The organism is Paenibacillus sp. FSL R7-0331 (assembly GCF_000758645.1).
GTDB lineage: Bacteria > Bacillota > Bacilli > Paenibacillales > Paenibacillaceae > Paenibacillus_AQ > Paenibacillus_AQ camerounensis.
In genome coordinates this window covers 2,077,002-2,091,785 of record NZ_CP009284.1, presented here as the reverse complement: position 1 = coordinate 2,091,785, position 14,784 = coordinate 2,077,002, and the positions used below count along the sequence as shown (strand labels likewise).

The following is a 14,784-nucleotide window of genomic DNA, read 5'->3' as shown; positions in this document are numbered from 1 at the left end:
ATACTTGCCGTTTCCCTTATACACAAGAACCAGCCCCTAAAAGCACAACAGGCTGCTTCTTCACAAGGGAAGAAACAGCCTGAATGTTCGCCAGGATTAACTATACTATCTAAAGTTAAATCGTAAATAACGCCAGCTTGTCCTTCAGCTGGTTCGAAGCAACCTCCAGCTTGCCGGACAGGGATACGAGCTGATCGCTCACATTCTGCTGCTCGCTGCTGAGTGAAGCCACCTCTTCGGAGGTAGCCGACGATTGCTGTGCCACTGCGCTTACATTGCCCATTGCATCAGACAGCACACCCTGCGAATGGCTGAGACTGCCTATTGCGCTTGTAACAGACTCCAGACTGGCAATGAAATCCTCCATTTGAGCCTGTACCGAAACAAAGATATCGCTTGTACTCTTCACTGAGGTCATCTGCTCTTTGAAGAGCGGAGCCACTTCGGACAGCTCCTCTACGGTTCCGTTCATCTCAGTGACAATATTATCAATGATGCCGGCTACCAGGGCAATCGACTGCTTGGACTGATCAGCCAGCTGCCGGACTTCACCGGCCACCACCATAAATCCGCGGCCTGCCTCGCCGGCTCTCGCTGCTTCAATCGTAGCATTCAAAGACAAGATATTCGTCTGCTGGGTAATATTCTTCATCACGTCAAGCACTTTAACGACAGAGTATACTGTATCCTTCAGATTGTTGACCCGAGACACCAGCGCCCCCGTCTTCTCACCGATCAGGCCGGTCTTCTCCAGCAGGGCCTCCAGCTGCTTGGCACCGTGTCCGCTGGCTTCGCCGACCGTATGCGCCGCTTCATCCATTGCCGCATTGGCAGCTACCACACTCTGCATCTGGGTACCGATCAGATCTGTCAGCTCACTGCCGCGCTCTGCCTCCAGCGCCAGACTGCCTGCGCCGCCCGCAATCTCTTCAGTGGCTGCAGCGATTTCCTTGGCAGAAATGGCGGTTTTGCGGGAAGCATCGCCAAGCTCACCGGCAGTCTCCAATACTTCACGTGCTGTATCGGTCGTCTGCGCTACCAGATCAGTAATTCGCTCCATCATCATATTAAAGGAGTCTGAGAGCTGGCCAATTTCATCCTTCGAGACAAACTCAGTCCGTACGCTAAGGTCTCCCTTTGCCCCTTGAACCATCAGATCCTTCAGGCGGGCCAGCGGCTGGGCGATCATCCGCACCATCCAGAAGCCCAGCAGTACAGCAAGCAAAGCTGCTACAAGTGCAGCCATAAACGTGGTGAACAGGATAGGCGCCGCAGCTTTTACCAGTTCGCCTGTAGGAATAATTCCGGTGAGCTTCCAGTCAGCCTTGGTAAGCGTTCCGAATACGGCCAGCACATCCTTGCCTTCCCCGTCCTTGGCTTCCCGGCTGCTGGTTGCATCCTTGCTGTCCTTAATGAAGCTGAATTCCGAAGCCGTTCCGTCATCAGCAGACACAGAGGAGGCTACTACAGTACCATCCGGATCAACCAGCTGAATCCGTGAGCCTTCGCCAAGCGACACACTTTTGAAGGCATCCTCAAGCAGTGTGTTCTTCAACTCAAGCATCAAGATGAACCCTGAGCCGGATCCCATTGTCTTCAGGGATCTTACCATCGCGACATTCTTCCCGCCGTTTCCTTGCACAGAGGTTGAGAACCAGTAATTCTGCAGCGACTCACCGTCTTTTGTATAGTAAGCAGTGTATTCTTTAGTCCGGTCAACCACAGTCTTGAACCATTCCTGATCTCTGATTCCCTCCATCTTCAGACTGGAATTGCCGCTTGAGATGACGCCCTCTTCCGGTTCAATCGGAATCAGTGAAATCGCCACAATATTAGAGTCCGTTGTCGTCTGGCTGGACAGCTTCTTGCTGATTGCATCCGTAGCGACGAATCTATCATAATTGGATGCAGCTGAGACCAGAGCGGTCAGATCGCTTTGCATTTTGGTATCGAAGTACAGCTGAAGCGCCAGATTCTCGTACTGGTTGAGCATAATGTCCAGCTTGTCCGAGGTCTGGAGAATGGTCTGCCTGTTCGCCTCCGACACATTATCTTTAATCGTAGTCTTAGCCTTGTTATACGACAAGAGTCCGAGAAGAAGTACAACAACCACGATAGAGGAGAGAAAAATCAGGAACAGCTTGACCCCTACTGATTTGATCGGATTTACTCTCTTTACCTGGCGGACGGAGCCGTGCAGCACACCTTTAAAGCTTAAATCAGGCATTTTTATCTTACCCTTGCCTTTTCCTGACGGCTGTTTCCCCTTTGCCGAATCAGGATGTTCTTTCTGTTCTTTGAGTGTTTGTTTATTGTTCTTTCTCACTTTTACCCTTCTCCCCTTCTGCTTTTTCTCTCTGTTCTCCTGCTCGGGAATTCCCATGCAATCACCTGCCAGTTAGAATAGAAGATGTATGTAAGCGTTCACCCTCTATTATCGGCTGATTAGGACAAAATGCTTAGATTTCTCAAGAATTAAACTGAGAATTTTTATATATTCTATAATCTTTTGTCACATTCTGTATATACGCAAAAAGGACGCCCCGCAGGTGGAGGCATCCTCTATTATCATGTACGCTCTTGTTATTTTCTTTTCCGCATCATGTCAAAATAAGCAACCGGCTGATCCACCTTCATGCGCACCTTTTGAAGCGGGTGACGGGCAGCATCAAGCGGATTCCCCGCTTCATCCCACAGCTCGCCGACGGTCTGCTTAAAGAATGTATTGTCAGGTCCGAAAAATTCAACTTCCTGTCCCGGCTTAAAATGATTACGCTGCTGCACAAGCGCTGTACCGCTCTGCGAATCATATTCGAGCACCAATCCGGCAAAATCATACGGTGCCGCTTTTTCCTCAGGCTCATAAATATGATCCTCGTGGTCCGGCGTGTCATAGAAGAAACCGGTATTCAGCGGACGGTTCGCCGCCTTCTGAAGCTCTTCCAGCCATTCCGGCTTCAGCACGTAATTCTCAGGGTCCGCCATGTAGGAATCAATTGCCTTGCGGTATGCATTCACGACAGTGGCTACATAGTGGATAGATTTCATCCGGCCTTCGATTTTGAAGCTGTCAATGCCCACCTCGATCAGGTCGGGAATGCTCTCCAGCATGCACAAGTCCTTAGAGCCCATGGTGAACGGGTTATCCTCAGGCTGATGCAGCGGCAGCTGGGTTACTCCCGGTAAAAGATGCTGCGGCGGAGCAGCTTCAGCCTGATCCTCCTCCGACACCCAGGTTCCTTCCGGACGTCCGTCCTCGAACAGGTCATACTTCCAGCGGCAGGACTGGCAACAGCCTCCGCGGTTGGAGTCACGGTCTGTAAAATGGTTGGACAGCACGCAGCGGCCGGAATACGAGGAGCACATCGCGCCGTGGATGAAGCTCTCGATTTCGATATCGACATGCTTTTTGATCTCGGCGATCTCTTCCAGGCTGGTCTCGCGGCCCAGCACGACACGCGGCAGCCCTTCTTCCTTCCAGAAGGATACAGCCTGCCAGTTCAGCGTAGACTGCTGTGTGCTGAGATGCACTTCCAGCCCAGGCACCAGCCGGCGCGCAGTATCAACGATAGCCGGATCGGCTACGATGATAGCGGCAATTCCCGCCTCATACAGGTTACGCAGGTATTCCTCGATCCCCGCGATATCTTCGTTATGGGCATAGATATTAGTGGCGACAAATACCTTTGCCCCGTATTTTTTAGCGAACTCAACACCCTCGCGCATTTCCTCGAAGCTGAAGTTGTCAGCCCCGGAGCGCAGTCCGTATTTCTGTCCTCCGATATATACTGCATCCGCACCATAGTGCACGGCAAATTTCAATTTTTCGAGGTTACCCGCCGGAGCCAGGAGCTCCGGTTTGTCCAGACGGTAACGTTTCCCCTTGTACTGGGGCTTGGTCATGGTACCCATTGATGTTCTCCCCTCCATATCTTTGCTGTGTTAAAACAAACCGCAAATCATCTCTTTTGGATATGAACGTAACTGCAGAAAGCGTTTGGACTTCCGGCCGCTGTTGTCTCCAGATTTCTTGACTAGTACCGCTGTTCGCGGTTGAAATCCGGAGACAAAGGCGGACGCGTTCGCTCCTTCAGTTCCAAACCTTTCCTCCGTTACTCTTATCCTTAAGGTAAGCTTCAAGTTCATTTTAAAGCAGCAAATCATTGCCTTATTTTATTGCCCTAAAAGATTAATTAATAGACTTGTTCTTTGTAGAAGAAGCCGAACGACAGGTCACGCTCAGGGTCCTGCAGCGCACGGATTCCATCCATCCAAGACTCATCAAATTCATAGCCCTGCGGGTCCTGTGCATACAGGTCCACTGCATGACGGAAAGCCTTGACGACAGCAACGTTATAAGCAATTGGCTTGAGCAGGCCTTCGATCTTGAGGCTGTGCACTCCGGCAGCGAGCAGGATATGCAGGTCCTCAAGGATACAGACATCATCGGAGCTCATAATGTGCGTTCCGTTGATATCCTCGTAGATCGGGAATTTCTCTTCCTGGCGCTCTGCTTCAATCAGGAACAGGCCGCGGTCCTTGCCAAGATTGCCATCCTCCACCGGACGTCCCTGATGCGCCATGTAGCTGGCTACCAGCCCGCGCTTGGAATGATAAATATTGGTCATTCCGTGCACCTGCACCTGGGCTTCCACTTCAAGCAGCGGTACCATTTCGGTAATCTCATCCATATTCAGCTCTCGGGCCAGAACGACCCGTGAAGCCCCTTTGCGGCCCCAGTAATTAGCCGTATAGTAATTCGTCGAGGTCATCTCGGCATTCCAGTGCAGCCCCAGCTCCGGTGCCTCTGACTTCACGGCGTACAGCACAGCAGGGTCACCGAATTCAATTCCGTCAATGCCCAGCCCGCCGATTGCCTTCACATAAGCCGGAAGCTCGTCCAGCAGGCGGTTAGACATCAGCCCGCCAAGGCTGGCGTATACCTTGCGGCCCATACCGTGGGCCAGTTCAATTACGGCCGCTGTATCCTCCAGCGTAAAATGGCCGGCCAGCCGCATACCGAAACGGTCGTCTCCGATCAGCAGTGCATCCGCTCCTGCATTCAGCAGTGCCCGCGCTTCCTCCAGGGATGCCGCTGTTACCAGCAGCTCCGGTTTGTTCATCATGTTACATCCTCCTGCCTTACGGTACATCAAACCGCAGTAATCTCTATTTTAATAGGTTACGGCGCAGTTTGTTCACTTTTTTTAATATTGGCTAAATGTTCCTCGTATGTTTTGCCGAACAGATGGCCTTGTGTGCCGTCTTTTTTGGTCACATAAAAGTAATACTCCGATGCTTCTGGCGCAAGAGCTGCTTTGATTGAGGCTAAACCGGGACTCGCAATCGGCCCCGGCGGCAGCCCTGCGTTCCTGTACGTATTAAACGGGCTTTCTACCTCAAGATCCTTATACAGCAGCCGTTCCTTCTGTTTATCCAGCAGATACTGGACGGTAGCATCGATCTCCAGGTTCTGGCCTTTGTTGAGCCTGTTATAAATAACGCCGGCTACCAGCGCCCGCTCATCTTCGACGACAACCTCACGTTCCACCAGCGATGCCACGGTCAGCAGCTCATGCAGGGACATCTTCCGCTCTGCCAGCTGCTGCTTCCAGTCCGGAATGCTGTCCAGCTTCTTCTCTAGCTGCTCCAGCAGCACCTCAACAACCTCCTGCGGTGTGCTGTCCTTGAGCAGTTCATACGTTTCAGGGAACAGGTATCCTTCAAGGCGGTGCAGAAGCTCTGCATTCCCAGGGATCTGAAGCCGTTCCACTACAGCCAGCCCCGCGCCCGAATCTATAAGTTCAAGGAATACCTCCGGCTTCTGGCCCCAGGCCTCAGCCAGCTTATCCGCTACCTGCTTCGCGGTATATCCTTCCGGAATGGTGAAGATAACCGTCTCTTTCTTCACAACATCACCTGCATTCAGCCGGGTAATCAGGTTGTCATACGTATCGCCGGGGCTTGCAGTATAAGTACCAGCCATGAAACCGGACCCTTCCTTGACCCATCTCAGATAACCTTTGAAGAATAAAGCGTTACGGATAATGCCGTTCTCTTCGAGCAGATCAGCAATTTCAGAGCTGCCCATTCCCTTCTCTATCGTAAATGTTACAGCCTGACCTGCAGGCTGGACCGGCTGCATTCCATTCCAGATATACCATGCGCCTCCCCCTGCTGCCAGGACCAGCACAAGGATTACGATCAGCACGGCGCGGATTGCGGCTTTCAAATAGAACTCCTCACTTTCCGACTATAAAGTATAGAATTGTATTGATTTAAATTCAATATATATTTTCTGAAAATATACATTTCACCGCATTTACATGGCCTACCAAGCAAAAAGAGCGCGGAAAAAATCCGCCCTCTTCCTTGCAAGCATTGATATGGCTACAGCATTTATTCCGTGTCCTCGGCAGGAAAGGTCAGCTCATCATACAGCTCGGAGACATCTTCCCACTCTTCATCGTCCACGATACTCTCCAGCTCCGGCACACCGTCAGGCGAAACTACGATCCGCAGAATCTCCCTCTCCGCATTCTTACCGGAACCTGCCAGTACCGCATATGCACGGTCACCGACTTCAAATTCGGCGACAATATTGTAAACGGAAGACCGGCCCTGCTCATCTTCCAGTTCTACTGTTTCTCCATAGGCTTCCTTAAGCTTCGATGTCCATACCGCTTGTTCGGCGGAAAAATCAGTCATTCTCGGCTCCCCCGTCAAGCTCGTCTACAAGCGTATTGAAGGTCTCCTCAACAATCGCCCACTCTTCGTCATTCTCAATCATGAAGAGCTGCAGATCGTCGCCGTCTTCCTCGTAGCGGAAAGCATATACTTCATCGCTGTCCTCATCTTCGGAATCAAGCGGCACAACCATCATGTACTTTGCATCCGAACCGTCGACTTCAAACTTCATGATGACCTCAAATTCCTCTTCATTACCTTCCTCATCGGGAATATAGATAATTTCCGGTTCTTCTTCTTGGCCAATCTGTTCGTTTGTCATAATAGCGCACCCCTCACCTTTTACTGTTAGCATCCAAAAAATTTTGCAAAATCAGGGCTGCGGCCATTTTATCCACAATCCCTTTGCGTTTCTTCCGGCTGACGTCCCCTTCAATCAGCACCCGCTCAGCGGATACCGTCGTCAGACGCTCATCCCAAAGGTGTACGGGTATTTCGAGTTCCTCCCGCAGCTGACCGGCAAACTCTATACAGATTTCACCACGGGGTCCAACTGAGCCGTTCATATTCTTCGGCAGGCCAACCACGATCTCTCCAATCTCATGCTCCTTGACCAGCTCACGGATACGTTCAAATTCATTGCCGTTTCCGCGGCGCTCAATGGTTTCAAGAGCCTGGGCGGTCCACCCGAAAATATCACTTGTGGCGACACCGATTCTGCGGTCGCCGTAATCCAGTCCCAGCTTCTTCATCATTTCGGCTGATCCACCCGATGATTCGCCAGGTAGAAACGGACCAGTTCCTCAATCAGCTCATCACGTTCTTTTCTCCGGACCAAACTTCTCGCATTGTTGTGGCGCGGAATGTAAGCCGGATCTCCGGAAAGAAGATACCCTACGATCTGGTTGATCGGATGATATTCTTTCTCCACCAGCGCGTCGTATACGGCGAGCAGAATTTCCTGGGGAGAAGCTTCCTTTTCGTCGCCCTTCACATTGAATTTAACCGTTTTGTCCATGGAGTCCATCTGTGACACCTTCCTTCTGCAAAATCACCCTCAGAGGGCGGCTTCGCATAGTTGCTGCTGTACAGCTCACTTGCTGACCTCATCATAACATATTCATGCCCTGCCTTGGAAATCCTGCCTCTGAGATAGCGCTTTTTTTGGCATTTTGTCTACAAAAATATAGATATTTTTGGGTTTTAAGCTATTGCATAACCGCTTTCAGGACGAATATTCGCTAAAATGCACACCATACCCGCTCAATAAAGCAGCGGTACTGATATGAGGCTCTCAGTACCGCTGGGCATATTTATATGAGAGGATAGCTGCCATACAGGCAGCCGGACATCAATGCCTAGCCTTGTGCAGCTACAAGCTCTTCGGCTTTAGCCAATGCTTCGGACAGCTTGGAAGCATCCTTGCCACCGGCCTGGGCCATATCCGGACGTCCGCCGCCGCCGCCGCCGCATACAGCGGCAACTTCTTTGACCAGCTTGCCGGCATGGAAGCCCTGTTTAACCAGTGTCTGCGGTACGGAAACAACAAAGTTCACTTTATCGTCCATCGCTGCGCCGAGCACCAGAATAGCATCCGGCAGCTTGGCTTTCAGCTCATCGGCAGTGGAACGCAGCGCGTCCATGTTGCCTGCCTGAACAGCAACTGCAAGCAGCTGTGTGCCGTTGCCAACAGTCTTCACACTGCCGGTCAGCTCAGCGGCAAAGGTTGCGCTCAGCTTAGACTGCAGTGATTCATTCTCACGGGAAATTTCCCGTACCTGTGCATGCAGCGCCTCAATCCGCTTAGGCACGTCATTCAGCGCCGATTTCAGCAGCCCTGCAGCCTGCTTCAACAGATCCAGCTGGCCTTCGGTGAACTGGTAGGCATAACGGCCGGTTACAGCTTCAATCCGGCGTACACCGGAGCCGATTCCGCTCTCGCTGACCAGCTTGAAGATCCCGATCTGCGAGGTGTTGCCGACGTGGATACCGCCGCACAGCTCAAGGCTGTAATCGCCGACCTGTACAACGCGGACGATGTTGCCGTATTTTTCGCCGAAGAGTGCCATTGCGCCCATAGCTTTGGCTTCGTCAATCGGCTTGTTCTCAATGACCACATCCAGGCCGCGCCAGATCTGCGCATTCACCCGGTGTTCAATATCACTTAGCTCTTCCGGTGTAATGGCACCGAAATGAGAGAAGTCAAAACGCAGGCGCGCGCCTTCTACCAGGGACCCTGCCTGGTTCACGTGGCCGCCGAGCACTTCCTTCAGCGCCTTATGCAGCAGGTGAGTCGCTGTGTGGTTCTTCACAATGTCTTCGCGCTCAGCACGGTTCACTTCTGCACGCACACTTTCGCCGACCTTCAGGTCACCGGCTTCAACCGTTACAAGGTGTACATGCTGTCCGTGCGGAGCCTTGAACAGGCCCGTTACTTTTGCCGTAACAGATCCGCCGGTCAGAAGACCGGTATCGCTCACCTGGCCGCCGCTTTCAGCGTAGAACGGAGTCGCTTCGAGCACAACCTGGCAATCCGCACCTTCGCTGACGGAGTCAACAAGCTCACCGTCTACAACAATAGCGAGGATTTTGGACTCTGCTACCGTGTCATTATATCCAACAAACTCACTTTTAACCGTCAGATCGGCAAGCGCGCCGCCCTGGATTTTCATACTGGCATTGTCCTGGCGGGCTGCTCTTGCCCGGTCGCGCTGCTCCTGCATCGCTGTATCGAAGCCTTCGCGGTCAACGGACAGCCCCTGCTCGGATGCGAAATCCTCTGTCAGGTCAAACGGGAAGCCGTAAGTATCATAGAGCTTGAACGCATCTACGCCGGCAATCACGCTCAGGCCGTCAGCTTTGGCTTTGGCTGAAATCTCACCAAGGATATTCAGGCCGTCGGACAGCGTCTCATGGAAACGCTCCTCTTCCAGACGGATGATTTTAGCGATATATTCGCGGTTATCCACAACGGAAGGGTAATACACGCCCATTACTTCGCCGACGGTTTCAGTCAGCTCATGCAGGAACGGACGGTCAAGGCCGAGTGTTTTCCCGTAACGGACAGCACGGCGGAGCAGACGGCGGATAATATAACCGCGGCCTTCATTGGAAGGAAGCACACCGTCACCAACCGCAAATGTCACAGTACGAACGTGGTCAGCAATGACCTTCAGGGCGATATCCTGCTCAAGGTTCTCTTTATATTTCACTCCGGCCAGACCGGCAGTCTTCTGGATCACAGGCTGGAACAGATCGGTATCGAAGTTGGAGTCCACGTCCTGCAGAATGGAAGTCAGACGCTCAAGGCCCGCACCAGTATCAATGTTCTTGTTAGGAAGCGGCGTGTAGCTGCCGTCCTTGTTGTGATTGAACTGGGAGAATACGAGGTTCCATACCTCCAGCCAGCGTTCATTTTCGCCGCCCGGATACATTTCAGGATCACTCATGTCGCTGCCGTAAGCTTCGCCGCGGTCGTAGAAAATTTCAGAGCAAGGTCCGCACGGGCCTTCGCCGATATCCCAGAAGTTCTCATCGCCCAGCTTGATGATGCGTTCAGCAGGCAGGCCTACCTTTTCATTCCACAGCTTGAAGGCTTCTTCGTCCTCAGCATATACCGTAACGGAAATGCGGTCGCCGTCAAAGCCGATCCATTCCTTGCCGGTCAGGAATTCCCAAGCCCAGGTAATCGCTTCTTCCTTGAAATAATCGCCAATCGAGAAGTTGCCCAGCATCTCAAAGAAGGTGTGGTGACGGCGTGTTTTGCCGACATTCTCGATATCATTGGTACGGATACATTTCTGCGAGTTGGTCAGGCGCGGATTCTCAGGAATCTCGCGTCCGTCAAAGTACGCCTTCAGCGGCGCCATGCCGGCGTTAATCCACAAAAGGGATGGGTCGTTGTGCGGAACGAGCGATGCGCTTGGTTCGATTTTGTGGCCTTTGCTCTCAAAAAACTGCAGCCATTTGGAACGGATTTCACTTGCTTTCATCATGTACAGCCCCCGTCTTAGTATTAATCTGCATCCGGCCTTACGCCGGAATACACAAAAACGCCCCTGAATAAATTCAGGGACGATGATTATCGCGGTACCACCCTGGTTATCGCCTTGACCGTGATATACACGGACACCTGCAGACGATCGCCTTGTCGCGGCTGTTAACGGGCGCCCCCGGCGGGATTTCCCCGCACTCCGAAATCAGCTTTCCGCCGGTCTGTCTTCCGGGTTCTCACAGCCATTACGAGCGATTCGTAACGGAACCCGTTCTCTGAGGGAGCCATGCTCCGGCGTACTTCATTTCATCAACGTTTTATCCGATTTGCATTTCAACATTTCAAGTATAGCCAGCGGCGGGGATTGTGTCAATGTTTGGCCTGAGGACCGGCTTTTCCGGGCTGCTGCTCTGCCTTAGATCCGGCTTAAAAATGGCGAATAGAGTTTGTTTATAGTAATACATAAATATTCATTAAAATAGTTTTTTGTTAACTTTTTATGAACTGCGGATATTTCAATTTCTCATAAAGATACTACAGAAAGCAATAAAGGCAACAACAAAAAATGCTCCACGAAAGGAAAAAAAGATGACTTTACTTACCAGAGAATTAAGAACAATGGAACAGGATCAAGAGCAGGCCGCACTGAACCGCTATCTAAACAGAATGCCCATCCGTGAACACCATTTAATGGATTTGCTTACAAAGACGCCATTCGAAGTAGATACTCCCGAACGGGTTGCATTGCGGAAAAAACTGATTTCTAGAGAGGATTCCATCACTAAAGAAAAGGTGATTGTAGGAAACGATATAATGCCCTTTAACTACTTGGCAAAAGGAACGAAAGCAGGTAAATCCGTATGCCGCATTGTTACTAGAGAAGAAAGCGGACGTGTATTCGGATATGGATCCGGATTCTTGGTCACTCCGACCCTGCTCCTAACCAACAACCATGTTCTGCAGAATTTTGAAACAGCAAGTTTAAGTTCAGCTCAATTCGATTATGAAGCTGATGTTCAATTTCAGGAGTTTCGCTTAGCGCCGGAAGTTTTCTTTATGACCAACACGGAGCTGGATTTTACCTTGGTTGCTGTTCAGGAGCAATCAACATTGGGAAAAAATCTCAAGGATTATGGTTACTTGCCCTTGGTAAAGCAAACGGGAAAAATCCTTCTGGGCGAATATGTGTCGGTTATTCAGCATCCAAAGGCTGAGCTTAAAGCAGTGGTGCTTCGTGAAAACAAGCTTATTGATGTCCTTGAAAACTTCCTCCACTACACAGCCGATACTAACCCTGGCTCGTCCGGCTCGCCAGTCTTTAATGACAGTTGGATGGTGGTGGGTCTCCATCATGCAAGCGTACCTGACCCAAATCAATCGGGAAAATATATCGCCAATGAAGGTGTTCGTATCAGCCGTATTCTCGAATTTATCGAGCGGGAATCAGGGGGACTCCGTATTGATCAAAAAAGGCTGCTTGATCATATTGCAACACCAGTTATTTCAGATCATCCTATAGAAAATGATTTTGGTGAAGAAGAAGATATTCCGTTTAACCTGGAACGATTCGAAGGCTTCACTGGCTATGATCCTGCATTTTTAGGAGACGGACAAAAGGTTGTTCCCCATCCTAAACTGCGCTCCGATCTAGCCAATGATGTAGCCAAGCAAAGCAATGGAGAATATATTCTTCCTTACACTCATTTCTCGGTCGTGATGAGCAAGTCCCGACGGCTAGCTTATTACACCGTTGTAAATATTGATGGAAAACAACTGAGAGATGAGAAAAGAGTAAAATGGCGTATGGATCCTAGAATCGATCAGCGTTACCAATGCGGCAATGAGTTGTATAAGGATAACAAATTAGATAGAGGCCATCTGGTTAGAAGAAGGGATCCAATATGGGGGAATCAAAGCAATGAAGCAAATGCTGATACCTTTCATTACACCAATTGCTCACCTCAGCATGAAAATTTTAATCAAAGTGAAAATTTGTGGTTAGGATTGGAAGACTACCTGCTTAATCATGTAGAAAATAATAAACAGGAAGCCTCTGTATTCACTGGCCCTATATTCCGGGAAAATGATATTGTCTATCGCGGGGTGAAAATTCCTGAAGAGTTTTGGAAGGTTGCTGTGGTTGTGAAGGATGGCGGGGAGTTATCTGCAACAGCATATCTGGTCTCCCAGAAGCAATTTATGAATGATCTGGAGGCGAATGTTCCAGGAGCATTTAAAACGTTCCAGGTAAAGGTTTCATTAATTGAAGGGCTGACAGGTCTTGATTTTGGAAGCCTCCGAAATTACGATCCTATGGAGCGGATTGAATCTACCATTGGACATCTAATTGAAACTGAACGGGATATCCGTTTATAGCCTTGCCTTGCTAAAAAATCGTACACCCCCGTTTGCTTTAACACACACGGGGGTGTTCCTATTATGAACTCTATACTTTAGAACGTTATCCCTACGTCTTAGTGAAAGGATGAATATAATGGCCTTACTGTACACTCCGCTAAGAGAAATGCAGCGGGATCAAGAGAACGCTGCGCTGAACCGTTATCTGACAAGAACGACGATTAGGGAAAAACATCTGCTGGAGTTACAAACTAAAAATCCCATCAAAGTGGATACTCCTGATAGATTGGCATTTCGCAAGAGTCTGATTCAAGGGAATCATTCCATTACTGAAGAAAAAGTTCAATTCGGTAACGAAATTTTGCCTTTTAATTACTTAGCTAAAGAAACGGCCGCTGGTCCTAAGAATTTAACCCCCCCGTCTATTGTGAATACACGGGGGGGGTCGATCTGTCATTTCTTCATTATTTCCTAATGTTACTCTCAAAGATTGCTGCCCTTTCAGCCATGAGCTCAGGGTCAATATTGCTTATACCAATATTGGTAAGCTTCTGCACCACTTGGCCGGCGGAAGGGGCGTTTTCAATAATGATGTTCACCGCTTCATCAACATCATCGACAAGTCGAATATGACGCTTGTATTCCTCCTCAGTCATGTTCTGTGTACCAACAAAAAGTTGCTTGAGCAAATCCATCACTGGCAGGTGAGCCTTGCCATCCTGGACTTCAGGCAATGTCCAGAACTTGCTATCAAGGAACAACATTGTAGTAATTGGAGAATTATTTTTTTTGTCGCGATAGTAGACTTGAGCAGCGTCCTGGAATACCTCTTGGATAGTCCCTCCCCTTCCTTCAGAAAAAACAATACCGCATGATGCCAGCGTCAGGAGGACATCCTCCCGTATGCTGTTAAGAAAATATTTTGAGACATGGGTCATAAGCGGCGAAATAGGTTCATGCCCATAATGCCAAGTTGGTACAGCCAAACTACGATTGATTGAGGTGAGCTGGCTACTGAGTTCTTGTGCAATTTTCCAAGCGGGAAGCATCCATGCATGGAGTTCACTCGCAATATCTTCATTGATTGTCCATGTCAGTGTTTCATTGTCTTTAACAACGATTTCATCTATCTTCTTCGGCAATTCGGCAAATGCTCCATCCGCCAATCTGTCAATGGCAGAAGTGAGCGAGTCTGCGGGGCGCCCCGCGTAAAGTGCACCAAGATGGGCCGCTTCCATACAACCAGGTCCACCGCCGCTGGCAACGATAAAACCAGATTCTGAAAGAAGCTGCGCTATTTGCGCAACCTCTCGATATGTCTTGCTCCCGCGTGGCTCGCGATGTCCTCCCATAATCCCAACAGGACGTCGGCCAGCCTGGACCTCCGTTGCCAGAAATGCGTTCAATCCCCGCCCAATGGAAGCGTCATGTAGCGCTTCCATCATGGCTGCGTATGGATCTGAGATGGTGGTGCGTCCTTGTTGCAGGAAGTATATAAAGCTCTGAAAATCGGGAGTCGAAGTTAAGCTAAGTGCATTATCGGGATCAAAGTTTTCAAGTAAATCAAATGGGTTATAGAGTACACCTTGAGTTGGATTAAATGGAGGGTTTGTGATGATATCAATTGGTTTTATCATTGTTTTCTCCTTATTATTGTCTGTTTATTACTAGACCTGCCACAGATAATACTCTTTGCCAAACCATAAAATTATATACACCTACTGGTGGTAACTTATCTGACCTAC

The 14,784-nt window shown here is 49.9% G+C and carries 12 protein-coding genes; 2 read left to right on the top strand and 10 right to left on the bottom strand.

Going from position 1 to position 14,784, the window contains the following annotated elements; genetic code table 11:
* Window positions 1-115 precede the first annotated feature (115 nt).
* The 9 genes from R70331_RS08580 to alaS form a co-directional block, all read right to left on the bottom strand.
* A complete protein-coding gene (locus R70331_RS08580) occupies window positions 116-2,326 on the bottom strand; it encodes a methyl-accepting chemotaxis protein (protein ID WP_197071407.1) in 2,211 nt (736 codons plus the stop codon).
* Between the two features lie 257 nt (window positions 2,327-2,583).
* Entirely contained in the window at window positions 2,584-3,912 is a 1,329-nt protein-coding gene (locus tag R70331_RS08575) for a peptidase U32 family protein (RefSeq protein WP_042174559.1), read from the bottom strand.
* Between the two features lie 281 nt (window positions 3,913-4,193).
* Window positions 4,194-5,126, bottom strand: coding sequence for a peptidase U32 family protein (locus R70331_RS08570; protein WP_042174557.1), 933 nt, complete (start codon window positions 5,124-5,126; stop codon window positions 4,194-4,196).
* Window positions 5,127-5,182: 56 nt separating this feature from the next.
* A complete protein-coding gene (mltG, locus tag R70331_RS08565; RefSeq protein ID WP_231576429.1) occupies window positions 5,183-6,232 on the bottom strand; it encodes an endolytic transglycosylase MltG in 1,050 nt (349 codons plus the stop codon).
* Between the two features lie 167 nt (window positions 6,233-6,399).
* Window positions 6,400-6,708, bottom strand: coding sequence for a DUF1292 domain-containing protein (locus R70331_RS08560; RefSeq protein WP_042174555.1), 309 nt, complete (start codon window positions 6,706-6,708; stop codon window positions 6,400-6,402).
* Window positions 6,701-7,009, bottom strand: coding sequence for a DUF1292 domain-containing protein (locus R70331_RS08555; protein WP_039871393.1), 309 nt, complete (start codon window positions 7,007-7,009; stop codon window positions 6,701-6,703). Before R70331_RS08555 ends, R70331_RS08560 begins: the two co-directional genes overlap by 8 nt.
* 13 nt (window positions 7,010-7,022) lie before the next feature.
* The gene (ruvX, locus tag R70331_RS08550; RefSeq protein WP_197071453.1) at window positions 7,023-7,439 is read right to left on the bottom strand and encodes a Holliday junction resolvase RuvX; all 417 of its coding nucleotides are present in this window, start codon (window positions 7,437-7,439) and stop codon (window positions 7,023-7,025) included.
* Window positions 7,439-7,714, bottom strand: coding sequence for an IreB family regulatory phosphoprotein (locus R70331_RS08545; protein WP_036696603.1), 276 nt, complete (start codon window positions 7,712-7,714; stop codon window positions 7,439-7,441). Before R70331_RS08545 ends, ruvX begins: the two co-directional genes overlap by 1 nt.
* Before the next feature lie 331 nt (window positions 7,715-8,045).
* Window positions 8,046-10,679, bottom strand: coding sequence for an alanine--tRNA ligase (gene alaS, locus R70331_RS08540; protein ID WP_042182362.1), 2,634 nt, complete (start codon window positions 10,677-10,679; stop codon window positions 8,046-8,048).
* A 620-nt stretch (window positions 10,680-11,299) separates the two neighbouring features.
* On the opposite strand from alaS, the gene R70331_RS08535 reads away from it, so the two are divergent.
* Together R70331_RS08535 and R70331_RS08530 are read left to right on the top strand one after the other, a co-directional pair.
* Complete coding sequence (locus R70331_RS08535; RefSeq protein ID WP_231576428.1) at window positions 11,300-13,057, top strand: DNA/RNA non-specific endonuclease; 1,758 nt, start codon at window positions 11,300-11,302, stop codon at window positions 13,055-13,057.
* Window positions 13,058-13,175: 118 nt separating this feature from the next.
* Window positions 13,176-13,514 (top strand): hypothetical protein, encoded by a 339-nt coding sequence (locus tag R70331_RS08530; RefSeq protein ID WP_042174549.1) that lies wholly within the window; start codon window positions 13,176-13,178, stop codon window positions 13,512-13,514.
* Here the strand turns inward: R70331_RS08530 and R70331_RS08525 are convergent.
* Entirely contained in the window at window positions 13,504-14,676 is a 1,173-nt protein-coding gene (locus R70331_RS08525) for a hypothetical protein (protein ID WP_042174547.1), read from the bottom strand. The genes R70331_RS08530 and R70331_RS08525 overlap by 11 nt on opposite strands.
* Between the last annotated feature and the right edge of the window lie 108 nt (window positions 14,677-14,784).

Bases quoted from the DNA above. Each gene is read 5' to 3' on its own strand.
- R70331_RS08525 (WP_042174547.1), bottom strand. From the start codon at position 14,676: ATGATAAAACCAATTGATATCATCACAAACCCTCCATTTAATCCAACT.
- R70331_RS08560 (WP_042174555.1), bottom strand. From the start codon at position 6,708: ATGACTGATTTTTCCGCCGAACAAGCGGTATGGACATCGAAGCTTAAG.
- R70331_RS08530 (WP_042174549.1), top strand. From the start codon at position 13,176: ATGGCCTTACTGTACACTCCGCTAAGAGAAATGCAGCGGGATCAAGAG.
- R70331_RS08575 (WP_042174559.1), bottom strand. From the start codon at position 3,912: ATGGGTACCATGACCAAGCCCCAGTACAAGGGGAAACGTTACCGTCTG.
- ruvX (WP_197071453.1), bottom strand. From the start codon at position 7,439: ATGAAGAAGCTGGGACTGGATTACGGCGACCGCAGAATCGGTGTCGCC.
- R70331_RS08555 (WP_039871393.1), bottom strand. From the start codon at position 7,009: ATGACAAACGAACAGATTGGCCAAGAAGAAGAACCGGAAATTATCTAT.
- R70331_RS08535 (WP_231576428.1), top strand. From the start codon at position 11,300: ATGGAACAGGATCAAGAGCAGGCCGCACTGAACCGCTATCTAAACAGA.
- R70331_RS08570 (WP_042174557.1), bottom strand. From the start codon at position 5,126: ATGATGAACAAACCGGAGCTGCTGGTAACAGCGGCATCCCTGGAGGAA.
- alaS (WP_042182362.1), bottom strand. From the start codon at position 10,679: ATGAAAGCAAGTGAAATCCGTTCCAAATGGCTGCAGTTTTTTGAGAGC.
- R70331_RS08545 (WP_036696603.1), bottom strand. From the start codon at position 7,714: ATGGACTCCATGGACAAAACGGTTAAATTCAATGTGAAGGGCGACGAA.